Source organism: Martinezella sp. CNPSo 3959, from assembly GCF_057784355.1.
Map to the genome: position 1 here is coordinate 15,561 of NZ_JBXSOV010000020.1, position 13,115 is coordinate 28,675.

Genomic DNA, 13,115 nt, shown 5'->3' on the forward strand with positions numbered 1-13,115 from the left:
CATCCCATCCTGCTATCTGCTCTCGCAGCGCAACGCCCTAGCGCTCCGACATCCTTAAGGAATACCCATGACACAGTCTTTCGAGATTCGCGGCGATCTGTTGATCGGCTCAGATTCTACCGGCGGCAACAGAACCGTGCGTGCGATCAACCCGGCAACCGGCGCAAATCTGGAGCCGGCCTTTGCGGTCGCCAGCGAGAGCGATGTTGCTAAAGCCTGTGAGTTGGCGGCCCAGGCGTTCGACGTCTACCGCGCCACCAGCCCCGAGCAGCGCGCAGCATTTCTCGAAAAGATTGCCGACAACATCATGGAGATTGGCGATACCCTGATCGAGCGCGCGACGGAAGAGACCGGCCTGCCGGTGGCGCGCCTCCAGGGCGAGCGCGGCCGTACCGTTGGCCAGCTCCGGCTCTTTGCGCAGGTGGTTCGCGCCGGCGAGTGGCTCGATCTGCGCGTCGATCCGGCCTTGCCGGAGCGCAAGCCGCTGCCGCGGCCGGACCTGCGCCTGCGCCAGATTCCGCTCGGCCCGGTCGCCGTTTTCGGTGCCAGCAATTTCCCGCTCGCCTTCTCGGTTGCCGGCGGTGATACGGCGTCGGCACTCGCCGCCGGCTGCCCGGTCGTCGTCAAGGGCCACCTTGCCCATCCCGGCACGGGCGAGCTTGTCGGCCGCGCCATCCGCGCCGCCGTCGCCCAATGCGGCCTACCGGAGGGCACATTTTCGCTGCTGACCGGTGCCAACGAGACCGGTGCCGCGCTGGTGCGCGATCCCCGCATCAAGGCCGTCGGCTTCACCGGATCGCGCGGCGGCGGCCTGGCGCTCGGCGCCATTGCCGCGGCTCGTCCGGAGCCGATCCCGGTCTATGCCGAGATGAGCAGTGTCAACCCCGTTTTCCTGTTCCCCGCCGCTCTCGCAGCACGCGCCGAGGCGATCGGGACGGGCTTCATCGATTCCCTGACGCTCGGCGCCGGCCAGTTCTGCACCAATCCGGGCCTGCTTTTTGCGATCGAGAGCCCTGATCTCGACCGTTTCGTCCAGGCAGCCGGCGACGCCCTGAGCGGCCGCGCGCCAGCGCCGATGCTGACACCGGGCATTCACGCCGCCTTCGACAAGGGCGTTGCGGCATTGGCGGAACATGAGTCTGTCAAGACCGTCGCTCATGGCGCTCCGGCCGAAGGCGTCAATCGCAGCCCGGGCATCTTCTTCGAGACAGAAGCGGAGGAGTTCCTGGCGGACGAGCGCTTGGGCCACGAAGTTTTCGGCGCGGCAAGCCTTTTGGTACGCTGCAAGGATGTCGACCAGATGATTGCCGTTGCGGAAAAGCTCGAGGGCCAGCTGACCGCGACCCTGCAGATCGAAGCGGATGACTATGCCACGGCCGCCAAGCTTGTGCCGGTGCTGGAACGTAAGGCCGGGCGCATCCTCGCCAATGGCTGGCCGACCGGGGTCGAAGTCAGCCATGCCATGGTGCATGGCGGGCCTTTCCCGGCGACCTCGGACAGCCGCACGACCTCGGTCGGCACGCTCGCCATCCGCCGCTTCCTGCGTCCGGTCTCCTATCAGGATCTTCCGGAAGGGCTGCTGCCGGCGGAATTGCGCGATGATGGCGTCAGGGCGCTGCCGCATCTGCTGGATGGTGTGCGCAAGGGTAACTGAGTTACCGTCCCGATGGGATGGAATAATATCCTTGGAGCGGGCCATCTTGGCCCGCTTTTTCTTTGCGCTGTTCTAGGCGGCGGAGCCTTGAAGACGGGCGTCGAGATGCGCCTGGTAATGTTGAAGGGAGAGTTCCGCGCCGAGATGGGAGAGTTCTGTGGCGACGGCTTCCGCAGCATCTTCGGCCGCCGCGACGACGCGTTCGAACATCTCTGCTTCATAGGCTTTGACGGCGCCTTTCCAGTCATCGTTTTCGAGAAGCTGACGGCCAAGCTCCGCGGCATCCAACATGGCCATATTGACGCCCTCGCCGCCAAAGGGCGACATGACATGCGCGGCATCGCCGAGAAGTGTGATGCCGATTCGATTTTGCCAATGGTGGCCGACCGGCAGCGCATGGATCGGCCGCGGGACGATATGGTCGTTGCCGGCTTCGATAAGGCCGACGATTTCCGGCGCCCAGCCTTCGAATTCGGCGGCAAGCCGTGCGCGAGCCTTTGCCGGTTTTGCAAAGTCGAAGGTTTTCTCGGCCCAGTCGGCCGGCACGCGAAAGATCGCATAGGCGCGCAGATGGGCGTTGCCGTTGCGCTGGACGATCAGGCCACGTCCGTCGGCCTCGACGCTGATCTTGCCGCGGCCGACGAGGGTCGCAAGATCGGGGTGACTCGCGTCGACATCGTCGATGCCGAATTCGATGAAGGTGATGCCGCTATATTGAGGGCGGTACGACGACACCAGCGGTCTGACCTTGGACCAGCTGCCATCGGCGCCCACAACGAGATCGAAGGGACCGGCCGTGCCGCTTTCGAAGAGCAGCTCGTATGTGCCGTCGTCGAGCGGACGCACCTCACGCAGAGCATGGTTCCAACGGACGGTTTCAGCCGGCAGGGAGGCGAGCAGCGTTTGCCGCAACGCCGTGCGATCTACCTCCGGCCGGTCGGATGTCTCAGCATCGTCATCCGCAAAGATAAGCGTGCCGTCTTTGGCGTAGAGTCGGCTTCCTTGGTCTTCATAGCGTGCGATCTGCAGGAATTCTTCGTAGAGGCCGGCGCGGTGCATCGCCAGTTGGCCGGATTCGACATGCAGGTCGAGCGTGCCGCCCTGCGGCCGGGCAAGGGCATGTTCTTCCCGTTCGAAAACGGTCTTCGGCACGCCGGCCTGGTGGAGGATGCGGGCCAGCGTCAGGCCACCGGGCCCGGCGCCGATAATGGCAATGCGGGGATAAGATCTCATGGACAGTGCTCTCATAATTTTGTACATAGGTGCCTATATAAATTAATATAGGTACCTATTCAAGTGATGGGGAAATGACAGATTGGGATTTGTTCGATACGCCGGCGCCGCTGATCAACATGGCGGCGCGCGCCTTTTCGCGACTGGGCGAGCGGCGGGTGAAGGCGCTAGGTTTCAACATCGGCCAGCTGCCGGTGCTGTATCTGCTTCGGAATGGGGCGCAGATGTCGCAGAAGGATTTGGCGAAATTTGCCAAGATCGAGCAGCCATCAATGGCGCAGATGCTGGCGCGGATGGAGCGGGACGGATTGATCCGGCGCACGCCTGATCCGGCCGATGGCCGCAGTAGCCTCATATCACTGACGGATGCGGCAGTTGCCAAGCTCCCGGCTGCGCGCCAGGCTCTGGAGGAGGGGCGAGAGCAGGTTCTTTCGGGCTTCAGCGCCGATGAAGTTCAGGCGCTGGTTCAACTGATGCGCCGGCTGAACCAGAATCTGGATCGGATGGTGGCAGACGAGGATGGGATGTAGACGCGCCTGCCTGCGCGCCTACATCGATCCGCTACTCAGGTTTCGGCGTAAACAATCCCCGTAAAGGAGCCGGCATGGTGCAGCAGCTCGCGCTCGCCTGAACCATCGAGGCTTGCGGAATAGAGATTGCCGCCGATGTCGGTGAAGAACATGCGGTTGTTGGGTAGATCGAGCGAGAGGCCGATGCCTTCGTCCAGACCTTCGAGGACCACTTCGGACGTTGCGGCGATATCGTCCATCGCTGCGCGGTTGACGGTATTTCCGCGGGGGAGATTGCCACGGTCCGTCCAGTAGATCGTGCGGGTGGCGAGATCCAGCTCAAGATCGATCGGTTCCGGCAGCTTATCCAGCAGAATTTCGATATCGCTGCGGTTTGTTGCGGTTTCGCCGGCCGGGATATTGATGCCGGCACGGAAGATGCGGCCGAGGCCGGCATCCGGCGGCCCTTTCTGGGTCCAGTAGATCTGGCCGAGCGGCAGGTCGAGGGCGATGCCGACGCACCAGCGTTCGATATCGGCGCTGTCTCCCGGGCTGTCGCCGTTCTGCACCAGAGTTTCGATGTTGCTGCCATCGATATTGGCGCGCATGACGCGCATGCCTTCGCGGTCGCACCAATAGAGCTTGCCGTTGTCGCGGTCGAACTGGATCTGCTTCGGCGTGACGAGCGTGCTGCCCGGCGGAATCAGCGTGATATGGTTGCCGCCGTCGAGGTCCATGCGCTCGATGGAGCCGTCATGGGCGTTGTAGTCGTTGCCCATTTCGGTCCAGTAGATCCAGCCGTTCTCGCTGTCGACGAGAATGCCGTCGGGGCTGCGGCCCGCCCGCTGGACGATGAGCTTCAAATCGGTGCCGTCGATGGCGGAGGAGAGGATTCGTCCGTCGTTGATATCGAGGAAAAACAGTCTTTCGGTCTTGTCGTTGGTGGTGGCAGGCGTCCGTGCTTCTGACATGAGAGCATCCTTTCGAGGGGCGGATCTGCGGATCACAGCGCGGCAATCATGGCATCGGTTGATGACAGCATCATTCGCCGCTGCGATCGGACGAGCATCTGCTGCGCTGCAGCAAAGATCAAGGGCCGGAATGTCGCGGTGTGCGGGGAGGGCTGTCAAATAAGTGTCATCGGCCTGATATAAATCCCGGACATTTCCATAAGACTGCGCCAGTCCAGGGCTGAAACCGAAGCCGGAGGTGATTGATATCATGTCGACGCTCCAGCAGATCGCCTTTCGCGCCGGCTGTTCGGTTGCGACCGCCAGCCGGGTCATGAATCGCAGCGGTCCGGTCAGCGACGAGATGGTACGGCGCGTGCGCCGGGCGGCGGCGGAGCTCGGCTATCGGGCAGGTGGGCGTAACGGCACCGGGCGGCCGGCGATCGGCGTGCTCATTCCGAGCATCACCAATCCGGTTTTCGCGGCTTCGCTTTCCAGCATCCAGAACCGAGCTCTTCACGCGGGGCACAGCGTGCTGATCGCGCAATCAAATTACGATCCGGCACAGGAGGTCGATGCCGTCGCCTCGCTGCTCCAGCAGCAGCCGACTGGGTTGATCCTGACGCTCTGCGATCCCGAGCGCAGTCTTGTTCTGTCCTCCGCCCTGCCGCCGACCGTATTGCTCGGTAACCTGCCGACCGCCCGCTTTACCGCCGCGGTCGCGACCGATAATTTCGGCGCGGGCCGGGATCTGACCGATCACCTCCTAGGCAAGGGTCATCGCCGCATCCTGTTCATATCAGGCCACTTCTCCGCGTCGGATCGGGCCAAGCTGCGCCATCTCGGCTATATCAGGGCGATGGAAGCGGCGGGGCAACAGCCCCTCGATGTGCTCGAAATTTCCTTCGTGAACAGCCTGGAACAGCTCGATCTTTCGGATGCGATTTCGCGGTTCGACCCGACAGCGATCATTGCTTCCAACGATCTTCTGGCGCTCGGTGTCATGGGCGCGCTTCGGCGTCAGGGTTTTTCGATTCCGCGCGATATTTCGGTCGCCGGCTTTGACGGGATTTCCCTCGGTTTTCTGGGTGAAGTGTCCCTGACGACGGTGGAAATTCCGGATGGAACCATGGGGGCGGCTGCCGCCTCGTTGCTGCTCGATATGGCTGAAAATGCCGCGCCGCCGCGTCATCTGACCGTACCCTATCGGATGCGTGCGGGCGGTACAGTGCGCGACCTTGCCATTCAATGCTGACCCTGCCTGCGAATGAAAACGCCGCCTCTTGTTGGGAGGCGGCGCGGATTGTTCAAATCGGTCCGAAAGATCAGCTGCGCGGCAGCAGGCCTTCGATGTCCGAAGCGGCATCATCGAGCGCTTCCTTCGGAGCGGCCGAACCATCGACAATGCGCGAGAGATTGTCGACGATGGTCTGCGTGACCTTGACGCCGTTGGCGCCCGGGAAGGCATACCAGGGAACCATGATCGACATCTGGCTGAGGCCAGCCTGGAACAGCGGGTTCTTCTTGTAGAAGTCACCGAGATATTCGGCCGACTTGGCGGCAAGCTCGTTGTTCGGAACATAGCCGGTGCCGGGAACGACGACCGAGGCGCCATAGGGGCCGGCGGCGAACTTGGCGAATTTCCAGGCGGCTTCTTCCTTGACCGGATCATGAGTCAGGATGACGACGGCGTTGCCGCCTGTCGGCAGGCGGCCGTTGACCGGGTCGATCAGCGGCAGCTTGGCGGTGCGCAGATCGAACTTGGCGCCGACATTCTTGATGGTGTTGACGAGAGCACCGGTCGTCTGGAATTCGAAACCGACCTTGCCGGCAGCGAAGGCCTGCTCGCCGGCAGCCTTGGTGAAGACCGGCATGCCGCCTTCCTTGACGAAGCGCTGGATCAGTTCGACAGCCTTCTGGCCCTCGGGACCGTTGAAGGCAACCTTGCTTTCGTCGTCGTTCAGCATCTTACCGCCGGCGCCGAAGAGGAGGGCGGAGAACATCCAGTCGTCACCCTGCCAGCGGAAGTCCATGCCATCGACGCCGTTGCCGAGCGCCTTGATCTTGCCGGCGAGCGCAATGACCTCATCCCAGGTCTTCGGCGGGTTGTCCGGGTTGCCGCCGGCAGCCTTCACCAGGTCGGCGTTGTAGTACATGATCGGGTTGGATGTCGCGAAGGCGAGGCCGACCTGCTTGCCCTTGACCTGGGCGAGCTTCAGGATCGTGTCCGAGAAGCCCTTCTCGGCCATATTGCCCTCTTTCTTGACGAGAGGGCCGAGGTCGACGGCGACGTTGCGCTCGTCGATCATGCGCAGGCGGTTGAGGCCGATGAAGGTGACATCCGGCATTTCGCTGGTGCCGGCCTGGCGCAGGATGGTCTGGATGCCTTCCTCATAGGTGGCCGAAGGAGCAGCGAACTGGATCTTGATGTCGGGATTTTCTTCCATGAACTTCTTCGAGATCGTGTCCATCACGTTCTTGAAGAAACCCGGCATGGGATAATGAACCGTCAGGGTGGTTTCGGCATAGGCCGGGACCGTCACGACCATAGAAATGGCCGCAGCGGCGAGAATCTGGGTGATATGCTTCATCGCTCGTTCTCCGTTGTCGAATTTCGAACCGATCAGCCTTTGAGACCGGTCATGGTGATGCCCTCGACGAAACGCTTCTGTGCCAGAAGGAACGCCGCGACGAGGGGAAGGGTGATGATCAGGGTTGCCGCCATGAGTGCGCCGTAGTCGTCGCCGGCTTCGGCGGCGCGGAAATACATGAGGCCCAGCGGCGGCGTGAAATATTCCTGCTTGGTGATGACGATCAGCGGCCAGTAGAGGTCGTTCCAGTGCGCGACGACCGAGAAGATCGCAAAGGCGGTGACTGCCGGCCAGGCATTCGGCACGATGACGCGGGCGACGATGCCGATTTCCGACATGCCGTCGAGGCGGGCGGCATGGATCAGATCGTCGGGCATGGAACGGAAGAACTGCAGGAACATGAAGATCGCGAAGACCGAGATCGAGAAGGGTGCGACGAGAGCCGTATAGCTGTTCAGCAGCGACAAGCTGTTGAAGCCGACATAGAGCGGCAGCGCCGTCGCATGGATCGGGACCAGCAGGCCGAGCATGACCAGCACCATCATCGTGCGCGCCGCCGGGAATTTCAGCTTCGCCATGGCATAGGCGCAGGGGATGGCGATCAGCACCTGGAAGAAGAAGATCAGGCCGCAGACGAGGACGCCGTTGAACAGCAGCGTACCCATGTCAACCTTGCTCAGCGCCTTGGCGATGTTCTCGACGTAATAGAAATGCGTCGGGATCAGCTTCAGGGCTGAGGTGAAGATATCGTCTTGCGCCTTGCCGGCGGTCGAGATCATGAAGATGTAGGGCGCGAGGAAGATGAGCGAGCCCAGGATCAGCAGAGAGAGGCGCAGGATGCGGCCGGGAGTGAAGCCTGTCGAGGTCATGTGTAATGCACCTGCCGGTCTTGGACGCGATATTGCAGGAAGGTCAGCACCACGAGGATGGCGAGGAACACCGTGGTCATCGCCGAGGCATAGCCGACCCGGAGATAGACGAAGCCTTCCTGGTAGATGGTGAAGAGCAGGACTTCCGAGGCATGGTTCGGCCCGCCTTCGGTCAAGACCCTTACGGTGTCGAAGACCTTCACCGCATTGATGATGCTGATGGTGGTCACGAACAGCGTCGTCGGCCCGAGCATCGGCCAGGTGACGAGCCAGAAGCGGTCCCATGCCGATTTCGCGCCGTCAACTTCGGCTGCGGCATAAAGCTCGCGCGGGATGGCCGTTAGGCCGGCGAGGAACAACACCATGTTGAAGCCGACCGACTGCCAGACACCGATGATCGACAGGCTGTAGAGCGCTGTTGCCGACGAACCGAGCCAGTTTGGGCCATGCACGCCGATCTCGCCGAGCAGCGCGTTGATCGGGCCGATGGTGGGGTGGAAGAGATACTGCCAGACAGTCGCCATCGCGACGATCAGCGAGGCAACGGGCAGGAAGTAGGCCGTGCGGAAAAAGCTGCGGCCGATGCCTTCGCTCTCGATCAGCAATGCGACGCCGAGGCCGAGCGCGATCGAGACCGGCGCGACGATGGCGGTATAGGTCGCCGTGTTCCAGAGTGACTTTACGAAGGCGCGGTCACGCAGCAGATGCGCATAGTTTTCGAAGGCGACGAAGCGCAGGCTCTTGTCGCCGAGCTGGAAGTCGGTGAAGCCGAGCACGACGACGGCGACGATCGGCACGATGATAAAGAGCACGATCAGGATGATGGCGGGCAGGGCGAAGAGCAGGGCCGTGCGGGCCTCGCTTCGCTCGCGGGCCGCGGCCGCCTGCATCGGCAGGGAGGTGGCAGCGATGCTAGCCATGCGCCTTCTCCCGCGTGGCGTCGACCGTCGACGGGCTCGCGCGCAAACGGCGACCGTCTTCAGCGAAGACCATCGCCTGTTGGGCCATGAGCGTCAGCGCAACGGGCATGCCGGCGGAAAGGCCGGCAGCTTCGGCCGGCGAGAGCTTGACGACCATGGTCTCGCCGATGGCATCGAGCTTGGCGTAGAGGATGACTTCGGAGCCGAGGAACTCCATCCGCTCGATATGGGCGGCGAGCGCATCCTGGCGGCCCTGAGAGAGCTGCACGAATTCCGGACGGATGCCGAGGGTGACATTACTGCCGGCAATACTGCCGTCCTCCAGCGCAAGCCGGATGCCACCGAACGCGACGATGCCGTTTTCGGCGAGCGCCGGCAAAAGGTTGATGCGCGGCTGCCCGACAAAACGGGCGACCTCGACATGGGCCGGGTCGTCATAGATCGTCTGAGGAGAGGCAAGCTGCAGCAGCTGACCGCCGATCATGACGGCGACACGATCGGCCATCGACAGCGCCTCGGCCTGATCATGGGTGACGTAGACAGTCGGCACGCCGGCGCGGCGGTGCAGATCGACGATTTCGCCGCGGGCATGGACGCGCAGATTGGCATCGAGATTGGAAAGCGGTTCGTCCATCAGGAAGACGGCGGGACGGCGCACCATGGCACGGGCAAGCGCCACGCGCTGACGCTGGCCGCCGGACATCTGCCCGGGCTTGCGGTCGAGCAGGTGATCGATCTTCAGCGAGACGGCCATTTCGCGGACGTCGCGGATGATACCGGTGCGGGCCGCGCGCTGGCCGGGGATCAGCGAGCCGATGAAGGGCAGGCGCTGGACACGCGACAGGCGGCGCATGGCGAGCGGCACCGCGATGTTTTCCGAGGCCGTCAGATGTGGATAGAGTGCGTAGGACTGGAAGACCATGGCGATGTTGCGGTCCGCCGCCGCGACGCCGGAAACGTCGCTGCCGCCGAGGATGATTTCGCCGCTGTCGGCATGATCGAGGCCGGCGAGGATGCGCAGCAGCGTGCTCTTGCCGCAGCCGGACGGGCCGACGAGCGCAATGAACTCACCGGGTTGGACATCGAGATCGACGCCCTTGAGAATGGCGTTGCCGCCGAAGGATTTGGCGATGCCGCGAAGCGAAAGCGCACTCATTCGGTCGGCTCCTTTGCCTTGGGGGCGGCCTGCGGATAGACTTCCAGGACGACGTCATCGAGGAAGTAGGCGGTCATGCCGGGAACGGCGACGAGTTCGGTCGAGACCGTCTCGCCAAGTTCGTGAATCGCTGCACCGATCAGGCGTTCGCCCGGCATTTCGCGCTCCATCTCGCCGAGGATGAAGGCTGCGGGCGGTGCCCAGACCAGGTTGGTATCGTTGAAGCGGCCTTCCCAGGTCCAGTGCAGGTGGCCGCTGCCGAAGAGAGCCACGTCATGGGCCGCGATCAGATCATAGAGCCGGCGGCGCTGTGCCGGACGAACGCTCCAGTAGCCGGTATCGCCCTCATCGGGCGCATCGACGAAGAGCGGCTTATGGGCAAAGAGAGCAATGCGGCGCTCGCCACGGCTCTCGAGCATATCCTGCAGCCAGTCGAACTGCTTCTGCTCCTCGGCGTCCTCGAAGCCCATCAGGAGGCTGTTGAGGCCGATCAGGCGCCAATTGCTGATATCCTTAGCCCAGTAGTCCGGACCGACGAGGCGACGCCAGCGGTCCAGCCGCTCCGGACTGACGGGCTGATAGGAGCCGGGCAAGTGGCCGACATCGTGGTTGCCGGGCACGATCAGCATCGGCACGGAAATCTGGCGCATCAGATCCATGGAAAAGAGGAGATCTTCGTCCTTGTCGGCACCATCGACGCTGAGGTCGCCGGTATGAACGACGAGATCGGCGCCGCTTGCCTCGATCCATTTCGCCAGCGGCTCCCAATTGCCGTTGAAATGCGGCTTGTTGGGGCTCAAATGCGTGTCGGTGATCTGGATGATCTTCAAGGCGCTTCTCCGCAGTCTTCAGAAAGGGTGCGCCCGCGGAAGGAATAGCCTTCAAAACCGGCGCGTCTCTGCGCTCTCTTTAGAAGGCCGCCATGTCATTTAGGTAACGGGTCTTTTCAGCTGTTTTTCAGTTTTGTCACATTTCCGTCAAACGACGCTGCAGCTCGCCTTATGCGGAATGGAAGGGCTGTACGCGACGGTACCGGTGCTGTAGATCGTTGCGAAAGGGATCAGACATGTCAGACGAAGAGAGCCGCATCACCAAACTTGAGGAAACGGTCGCCTACCAGGCCAAGACGATCGAGGAGCTTTCCGATCAGCTCGCCGAGCAATGGAAGGTAGTCGAGCAGACCAGGCAGAAGCTGGACCGGCTGACCGAGCGGTTTCTGACGCTGGAGGAGCAGTCGCTCGACGCACCGGCCATTACCAAGCCGCCGCACTACTGAGCTGCGTCCGGCGTTCACGTTTCGGTGTTGCACGCGGGCGTGTGTAACAAAAATGCCCGTCTTCCCGTATTTCCTTGTGACTGTGGCATTTACAATCGCGGTCGAGAGGAAATCACCATGAAGATTTTATCGAAGAACACGATCCGCATTTATTCAGCGCGCGTCACCCGCTTGGCCGGCTTTACGGCGATCGCGGTATTGCTCGGCGGCGTTGCGTTGCAATTTGTCGGCCGCGCTTCGGCCGAGGATGCACGCGTCATTCCCGCGCCGAGTATGGATGAAAAAGCGATTACCGCCAGCACGGAAACAGCGGTGCTTGCCGGCGGCTGCTTCTGGGGCGTCCAGGGCGTCTTTCAGCACGTCAATGGCGTGATCAGCGCGACTTCGGGCTATACGGGCGGCAGCAAGGACGCGGCTCATTATGAAATGGTAAGCGCAGGTGATACCGGCCATGCCGAATCCGTGCGTATCGTCTTCGATCCCCGTAAGATCAGCTACGGGCATCTACTACAGATCTATTTCTCGGTGGCGCATGATCCGACGGAGCTGAACTATCAGGGGCCGGATACCGGCACGCAATATCGTTCGGCCATCTTCCCGACCAGCCAGTCGCAAGCTGATATCGCCAAGGCCTATATCGAGCAGCTCAACCACGCCAAGGTCTTCGATGCGGCTGTTGTCACCAAGATCGAGCCTGCGCGGCAATTCTATGCGGCCGAGGCCTATCATCAGGATTTCCTGACGACGCATCCGACCTATCCCTATATCGTCATCAACGACCTGCCCAAGATCAAGAACCTGCAACATCTCTTTCCCGGCGACTATCGCGCCGACCCGGTTCTGGTGACGGCAAGCGCCAGTGTGAAATGATGGCCGGCCCTGACCGGCGAACGATATCAGCCGGTCAGGGCCGCCGTGCAAGAAATGCTCGTTACTCCCGGCTCGTCTGGTGTATTGCTGCGCCGTCAGACATTCATCGAGAGTGCGTTTCGTCATGATCGTCCGCGACCGGCCGAATCTCTTCCAGCTTTTCTTCATCGTCCGCGGGTCGATCATCCGGCGCATCCTGCCGCAGATCATCGCCATCTTTTTGTTATCGGTGCTGATCGTCTGGGGTCATGAGGCTCGGCCGAACCTCATTGTTTCCTTTAACGGATCAGCGCTTTCGCTGCTCGGCATCGCCCTCTCGATCTTCCTCGGTTTCCGCAATAATGCCTGCTACGATCGTTGGTGGGAGGGCAGGCGTGACTGGGGGCAGCTCGTCCATCTCGCGCGCGGCTTCGCCCGGCAGACGCTGGTGCTGGAGAGTGCAGGGGAGGCCGGTATCGAGGCGCGCAATAACCTGCTGCGCCTGACCATCGCCTTCACACAGGCGCTCGTCTGTCTTCTGCGGCCCGGCAGCGACGAGAGCAAGGTGCTACGGCTGCTGACCCCGAGCGAGGCGGAATTCTATCACGCGGCCCGCAACAAGCCCGATCTCATTCTGCGTCTCATGTCCGCCGATCTCGCGCGGCTGAAAGCATCGGGCGCGATTTCGGATATCCAATATCAGATGCTGGATATCAGCATCGGCCAGATGGGTGCGGTGCAGGCGGCCTGCGAGCGGCTGCGCAACACGCCGCTGCCCTTCGGCTACACGCTGCTTCTGCATCGCACTGCCTATCTCTTCTGTTTCCTGCTGCCTTTCGGTTATGTCGATACGCTCGGCTGGGGCTCGCCCTTTGTTACGGCACTCATCGCCTACACCTTCTTCGGTCTGGATGCGCTGGGCGACGAACTGGAAGACCCTTTCGGCAAGCGCCCCAATGCGCTCGCCATCGGCGCGCTTGCCGATACGATCGAGATCAATCTGCGCGAAGCGCTTGGGGAAACCGACCTGCCGCCATTGCCGCAGCCCAAAGATTTCCTGCTGATGTAAAAAATCAGCAAAAAATATTCGCCGGGCGATGGAATAGAA

13 protein-coding genes are annotated in these 13,115 nt (G+C 62.1%); 6 read left to right on the forward strand and 7 right to left on the reverse strand.

Annotated elements, in window-relative coordinates; genetic code table 11:
• Nucleotides 1-67 precede the first annotated feature (67 nt).
• On the forward strand, nucleotides 68-1,654 hold the full coding sequence (locus AC13RE_RS27140) for an aldehyde dehydrogenase (NADP(+)) (protein WP_488565225.1): 1,587 nt from the start codon (nucleotides 68-70) through the stop codon (nucleotides 1,652-1,654).
• Nucleotides 1,655-1,726: 72 nt separating this feature from the next.
• Here the strand turns inward: AC13RE_RS27140 and AC13RE_RS27145 are convergent, their stop codons facing one another.
• The gene (locus tag AC13RE_RS27145; RefSeq protein ID WP_488565226.1) at nucleotides 1,727-2,887 is read right to left on the reverse strand and encodes an FAD-dependent oxidoreductase; all 1,161 of its coding nucleotides are present in this window, start codon (nucleotides 2,885-2,887) and stop codon (nucleotides 1,727-1,729) included.
• A 74-nt stretch (nucleotides 2,888-2,961) separates the two neighbouring features.
• On the opposite strand from AC13RE_RS27145, the gene AC13RE_RS27150 reads away from it, so the two are divergent.
• On the forward strand, nucleotides 2,962-3,417 hold the full coding sequence (locus tag AC13RE_RS27150) for a MarR family winged helix-turn-helix transcriptional regulator (protein WP_488565227.1): 456 nt from the start codon (nucleotides 2,962-2,964) through the stop codon (nucleotides 3,415-3,417).
• A gap of 35 nt (nucleotides 3,418-3,452) precedes the next feature.
• Here AC13RE_RS27150 and AC13RE_RS27155 read toward each other — a convergent pair whose 3' ends face one another.
• A complete protein-coding gene (locus tag AC13RE_RS27155) occupies nucleotides 3,453-4,367 on the reverse strand; it encodes a 3-hydroxyacyl-CoA dehydrogenase (RefSeq protein WP_488565228.1) in 915 nt (304 codons plus the stop codon).
• Between the two features lie 250 nt (nucleotides 4,368-4,617).
• Between AC13RE_RS27155 and AC13RE_RS27160 the strand changes: the two genes are divergently transcribed.
• Nucleotides 4,618-5,601, forward strand: coding sequence for a substrate-binding domain-containing protein (locus AC13RE_RS27160; RefSeq protein WP_488565229.1), 984 nt, complete (start codon nucleotides 4,618-4,620; stop codon nucleotides 5,599-5,601).
• A gap of 70 nt (nucleotides 5,602-5,671) precedes the next feature.
• Here AC13RE_RS27160 and AC13RE_RS27165 read toward each other — a convergent pair whose 3' ends face one another.
• From AC13RE_RS27165 to AC13RE_RS27185, 5 genes are read right to left on the reverse strand one after another with little or no spacing between them, the layout of a single operon-like run.
• Nucleotides 5,672-6,937, reverse strand: coding sequence for an ABC transporter substrate-binding protein (locus AC13RE_RS27165; protein ID WP_488565230.1), 1,266 nt, complete (start codon nucleotides 6,935-6,937; stop codon nucleotides 5,672-5,674).
• Between the two features lie 32 nt (nucleotides 6,938-6,969).
• Entirely contained in the window at nucleotides 6,970-7,806 is an 837-nt protein-coding gene (locus AC13RE_RS27170) for a carbohydrate ABC transporter permease (protein ID WP_488565231.1), read from the reverse strand.
• A complete protein-coding gene (locus AC13RE_RS27175) occupies nucleotides 7,803-8,726 on the reverse strand; it encodes a carbohydrate ABC transporter permease (RefSeq protein ID WP_488565232.1) in 924 nt (307 codons plus the stop codon). Before AC13RE_RS27175 ends, AC13RE_RS27170 begins: the two co-directional genes overlap by 4 nt.
• Nucleotides 8,719-9,882, reverse strand: a complete 1,164-nt coding sequence (locus AC13RE_RS27180; RefSeq protein ID WP_488565233.1) for an ABC transporter ATP-binding protein — start codon at nucleotides 9,880-9,882, stop codon at nucleotides 8,719-8,721. The genes AC13RE_RS27175 and AC13RE_RS27180 overlap by 8 nt, the downstream gene beginning before the upstream one ends.
• Complete coding sequence (locus tag AC13RE_RS27185; protein ID WP_488565234.1) at nucleotides 9,879-10,712, reverse strand: metallophosphoesterase family protein; 834 nt, start codon at nucleotides 10,710-10,712, stop codon at nucleotides 9,879-9,881. Before AC13RE_RS27185 ends, AC13RE_RS27180 begins: the two co-directional genes overlap by 4 nt.
• 236 nt (nucleotides 10,713-10,948) lie before the next feature.
• Here AC13RE_RS27185 and AC13RE_RS27190 point away from each other — a divergent pair, with 236 nt between their 5' ends.
• From AC13RE_RS27190 to AC13RE_RS27200, 3 genes are all read left to right on the forward strand, one after another.
• The gene (locus AC13RE_RS27190) at nucleotides 10,949-11,158 is read left to right on the forward strand and encodes a SlyX family protein (RefSeq protein WP_132717651.1); all 210 of its coding nucleotides are present in this window, start codon (nucleotides 10,949-10,951) and stop codon (nucleotides 11,156-11,158) included.
• Between the two features lie 117 nt (nucleotides 11,159-11,275).
• Complete coding sequence (msrA, locus tag AC13RE_RS27195; RefSeq protein ID WP_488565235.1) at nucleotides 11,276-12,028, forward strand: peptide-methionine (S)-S-oxide reductase MsrA; 753 nt, start codon at nucleotides 11,276-11,278, stop codon at nucleotides 12,026-12,028.
• Nucleotides 12,029-12,152: 124 nt separating this feature from the next.
• Entirely contained in the window at nucleotides 12,153-13,076 is a 924-nt protein-coding gene (locus AC13RE_RS27200; RefSeq protein WP_132717649.1) for a bestrophin family protein, read from the forward strand.
• Nucleotides 13,077-13,115: the final 39 nt, after the last annotated feature.

Bases quoted from the DNA above. Each gene is read 5' to 3' on its own strand.
- AC13RE_RS27200 (WP_132717649.1), top strand. From the start codon at position 12,153: ATGATCGTCCGCGACCGGCCGAATCTCTTCCAGCTTTTCTTCATCGTC.
- AC13RE_RS27190 (WP_132717651.1), top strand. From the start codon at position 10,949: ATGTCAGACGAAGAGAGCCGCATCACCAAACTTGAGGAAACGGTCGCC.
- AC13RE_RS27175 (WP_488565232.1), bottom strand. From the start codon at position 8,726: ATGGCTAGCATCGCTGCCACCTCCCTGCCGATGCAGGCGGCCGCGGCC.
- AC13RE_RS27140 (WP_488565225.1), top strand. From the start codon at position 68: ATGACACAGTCTTTCGAGATTCGCGGCGATCTGTTGATCGGCTCAGAT.
- AC13RE_RS27165 (WP_488565230.1), bottom strand. From the start codon at position 6,937: ATGAAGCATATCACCCAGATTCTCGCCGCTGCGGCCATTTCTATGGTC.
- AC13RE_RS27150 (WP_488565227.1), top strand. From the start codon at position 2,962: ATGACAGATTGGGATTTGTTCGATACGCCGGCGCCGCTGATCAACATG.
- AC13RE_RS27180 (WP_488565233.1), bottom strand. From the start codon at position 9,882: ATGAGTGCGCTTTCGCTTCGCGGCATCGCCAAATCCTTCGGCGGCAAC.
- AC13RE_RS27155 (WP_488565228.1), bottom strand. From the start codon at position 4,367: ATGTCAGAAGCACGGACGCCTGCCACCACCAACGACAAGACCGAAAGA.
- AC13RE_RS27170 (WP_488565231.1), bottom strand. From the start codon at position 7,806: ATGACCTCGACAGGCTTCACTCCCGGCCGCATCCTGCGCCTCTCTCTG.
- AC13RE_RS27160 (WP_488565229.1), top strand. From the start codon at position 4,618: ATGTCGACGCTCCAGCAGATCGCCTTTCGCGCCGGCTGTTCGGTTGCG.
- AC13RE_RS27145 (WP_488565226.1), bottom strand. From the start codon at position 2,887: ATGAGATCTTATCCCCGCATTGCCATTATCGGCGCCGGGCCCGGTGGC.
- msrA (WP_488565235.1), top strand. From the start codon at position 11,276: ATGAAGATTTTATCGAAGAACACGATCCGCATTTATTCAGCGCGCGTC.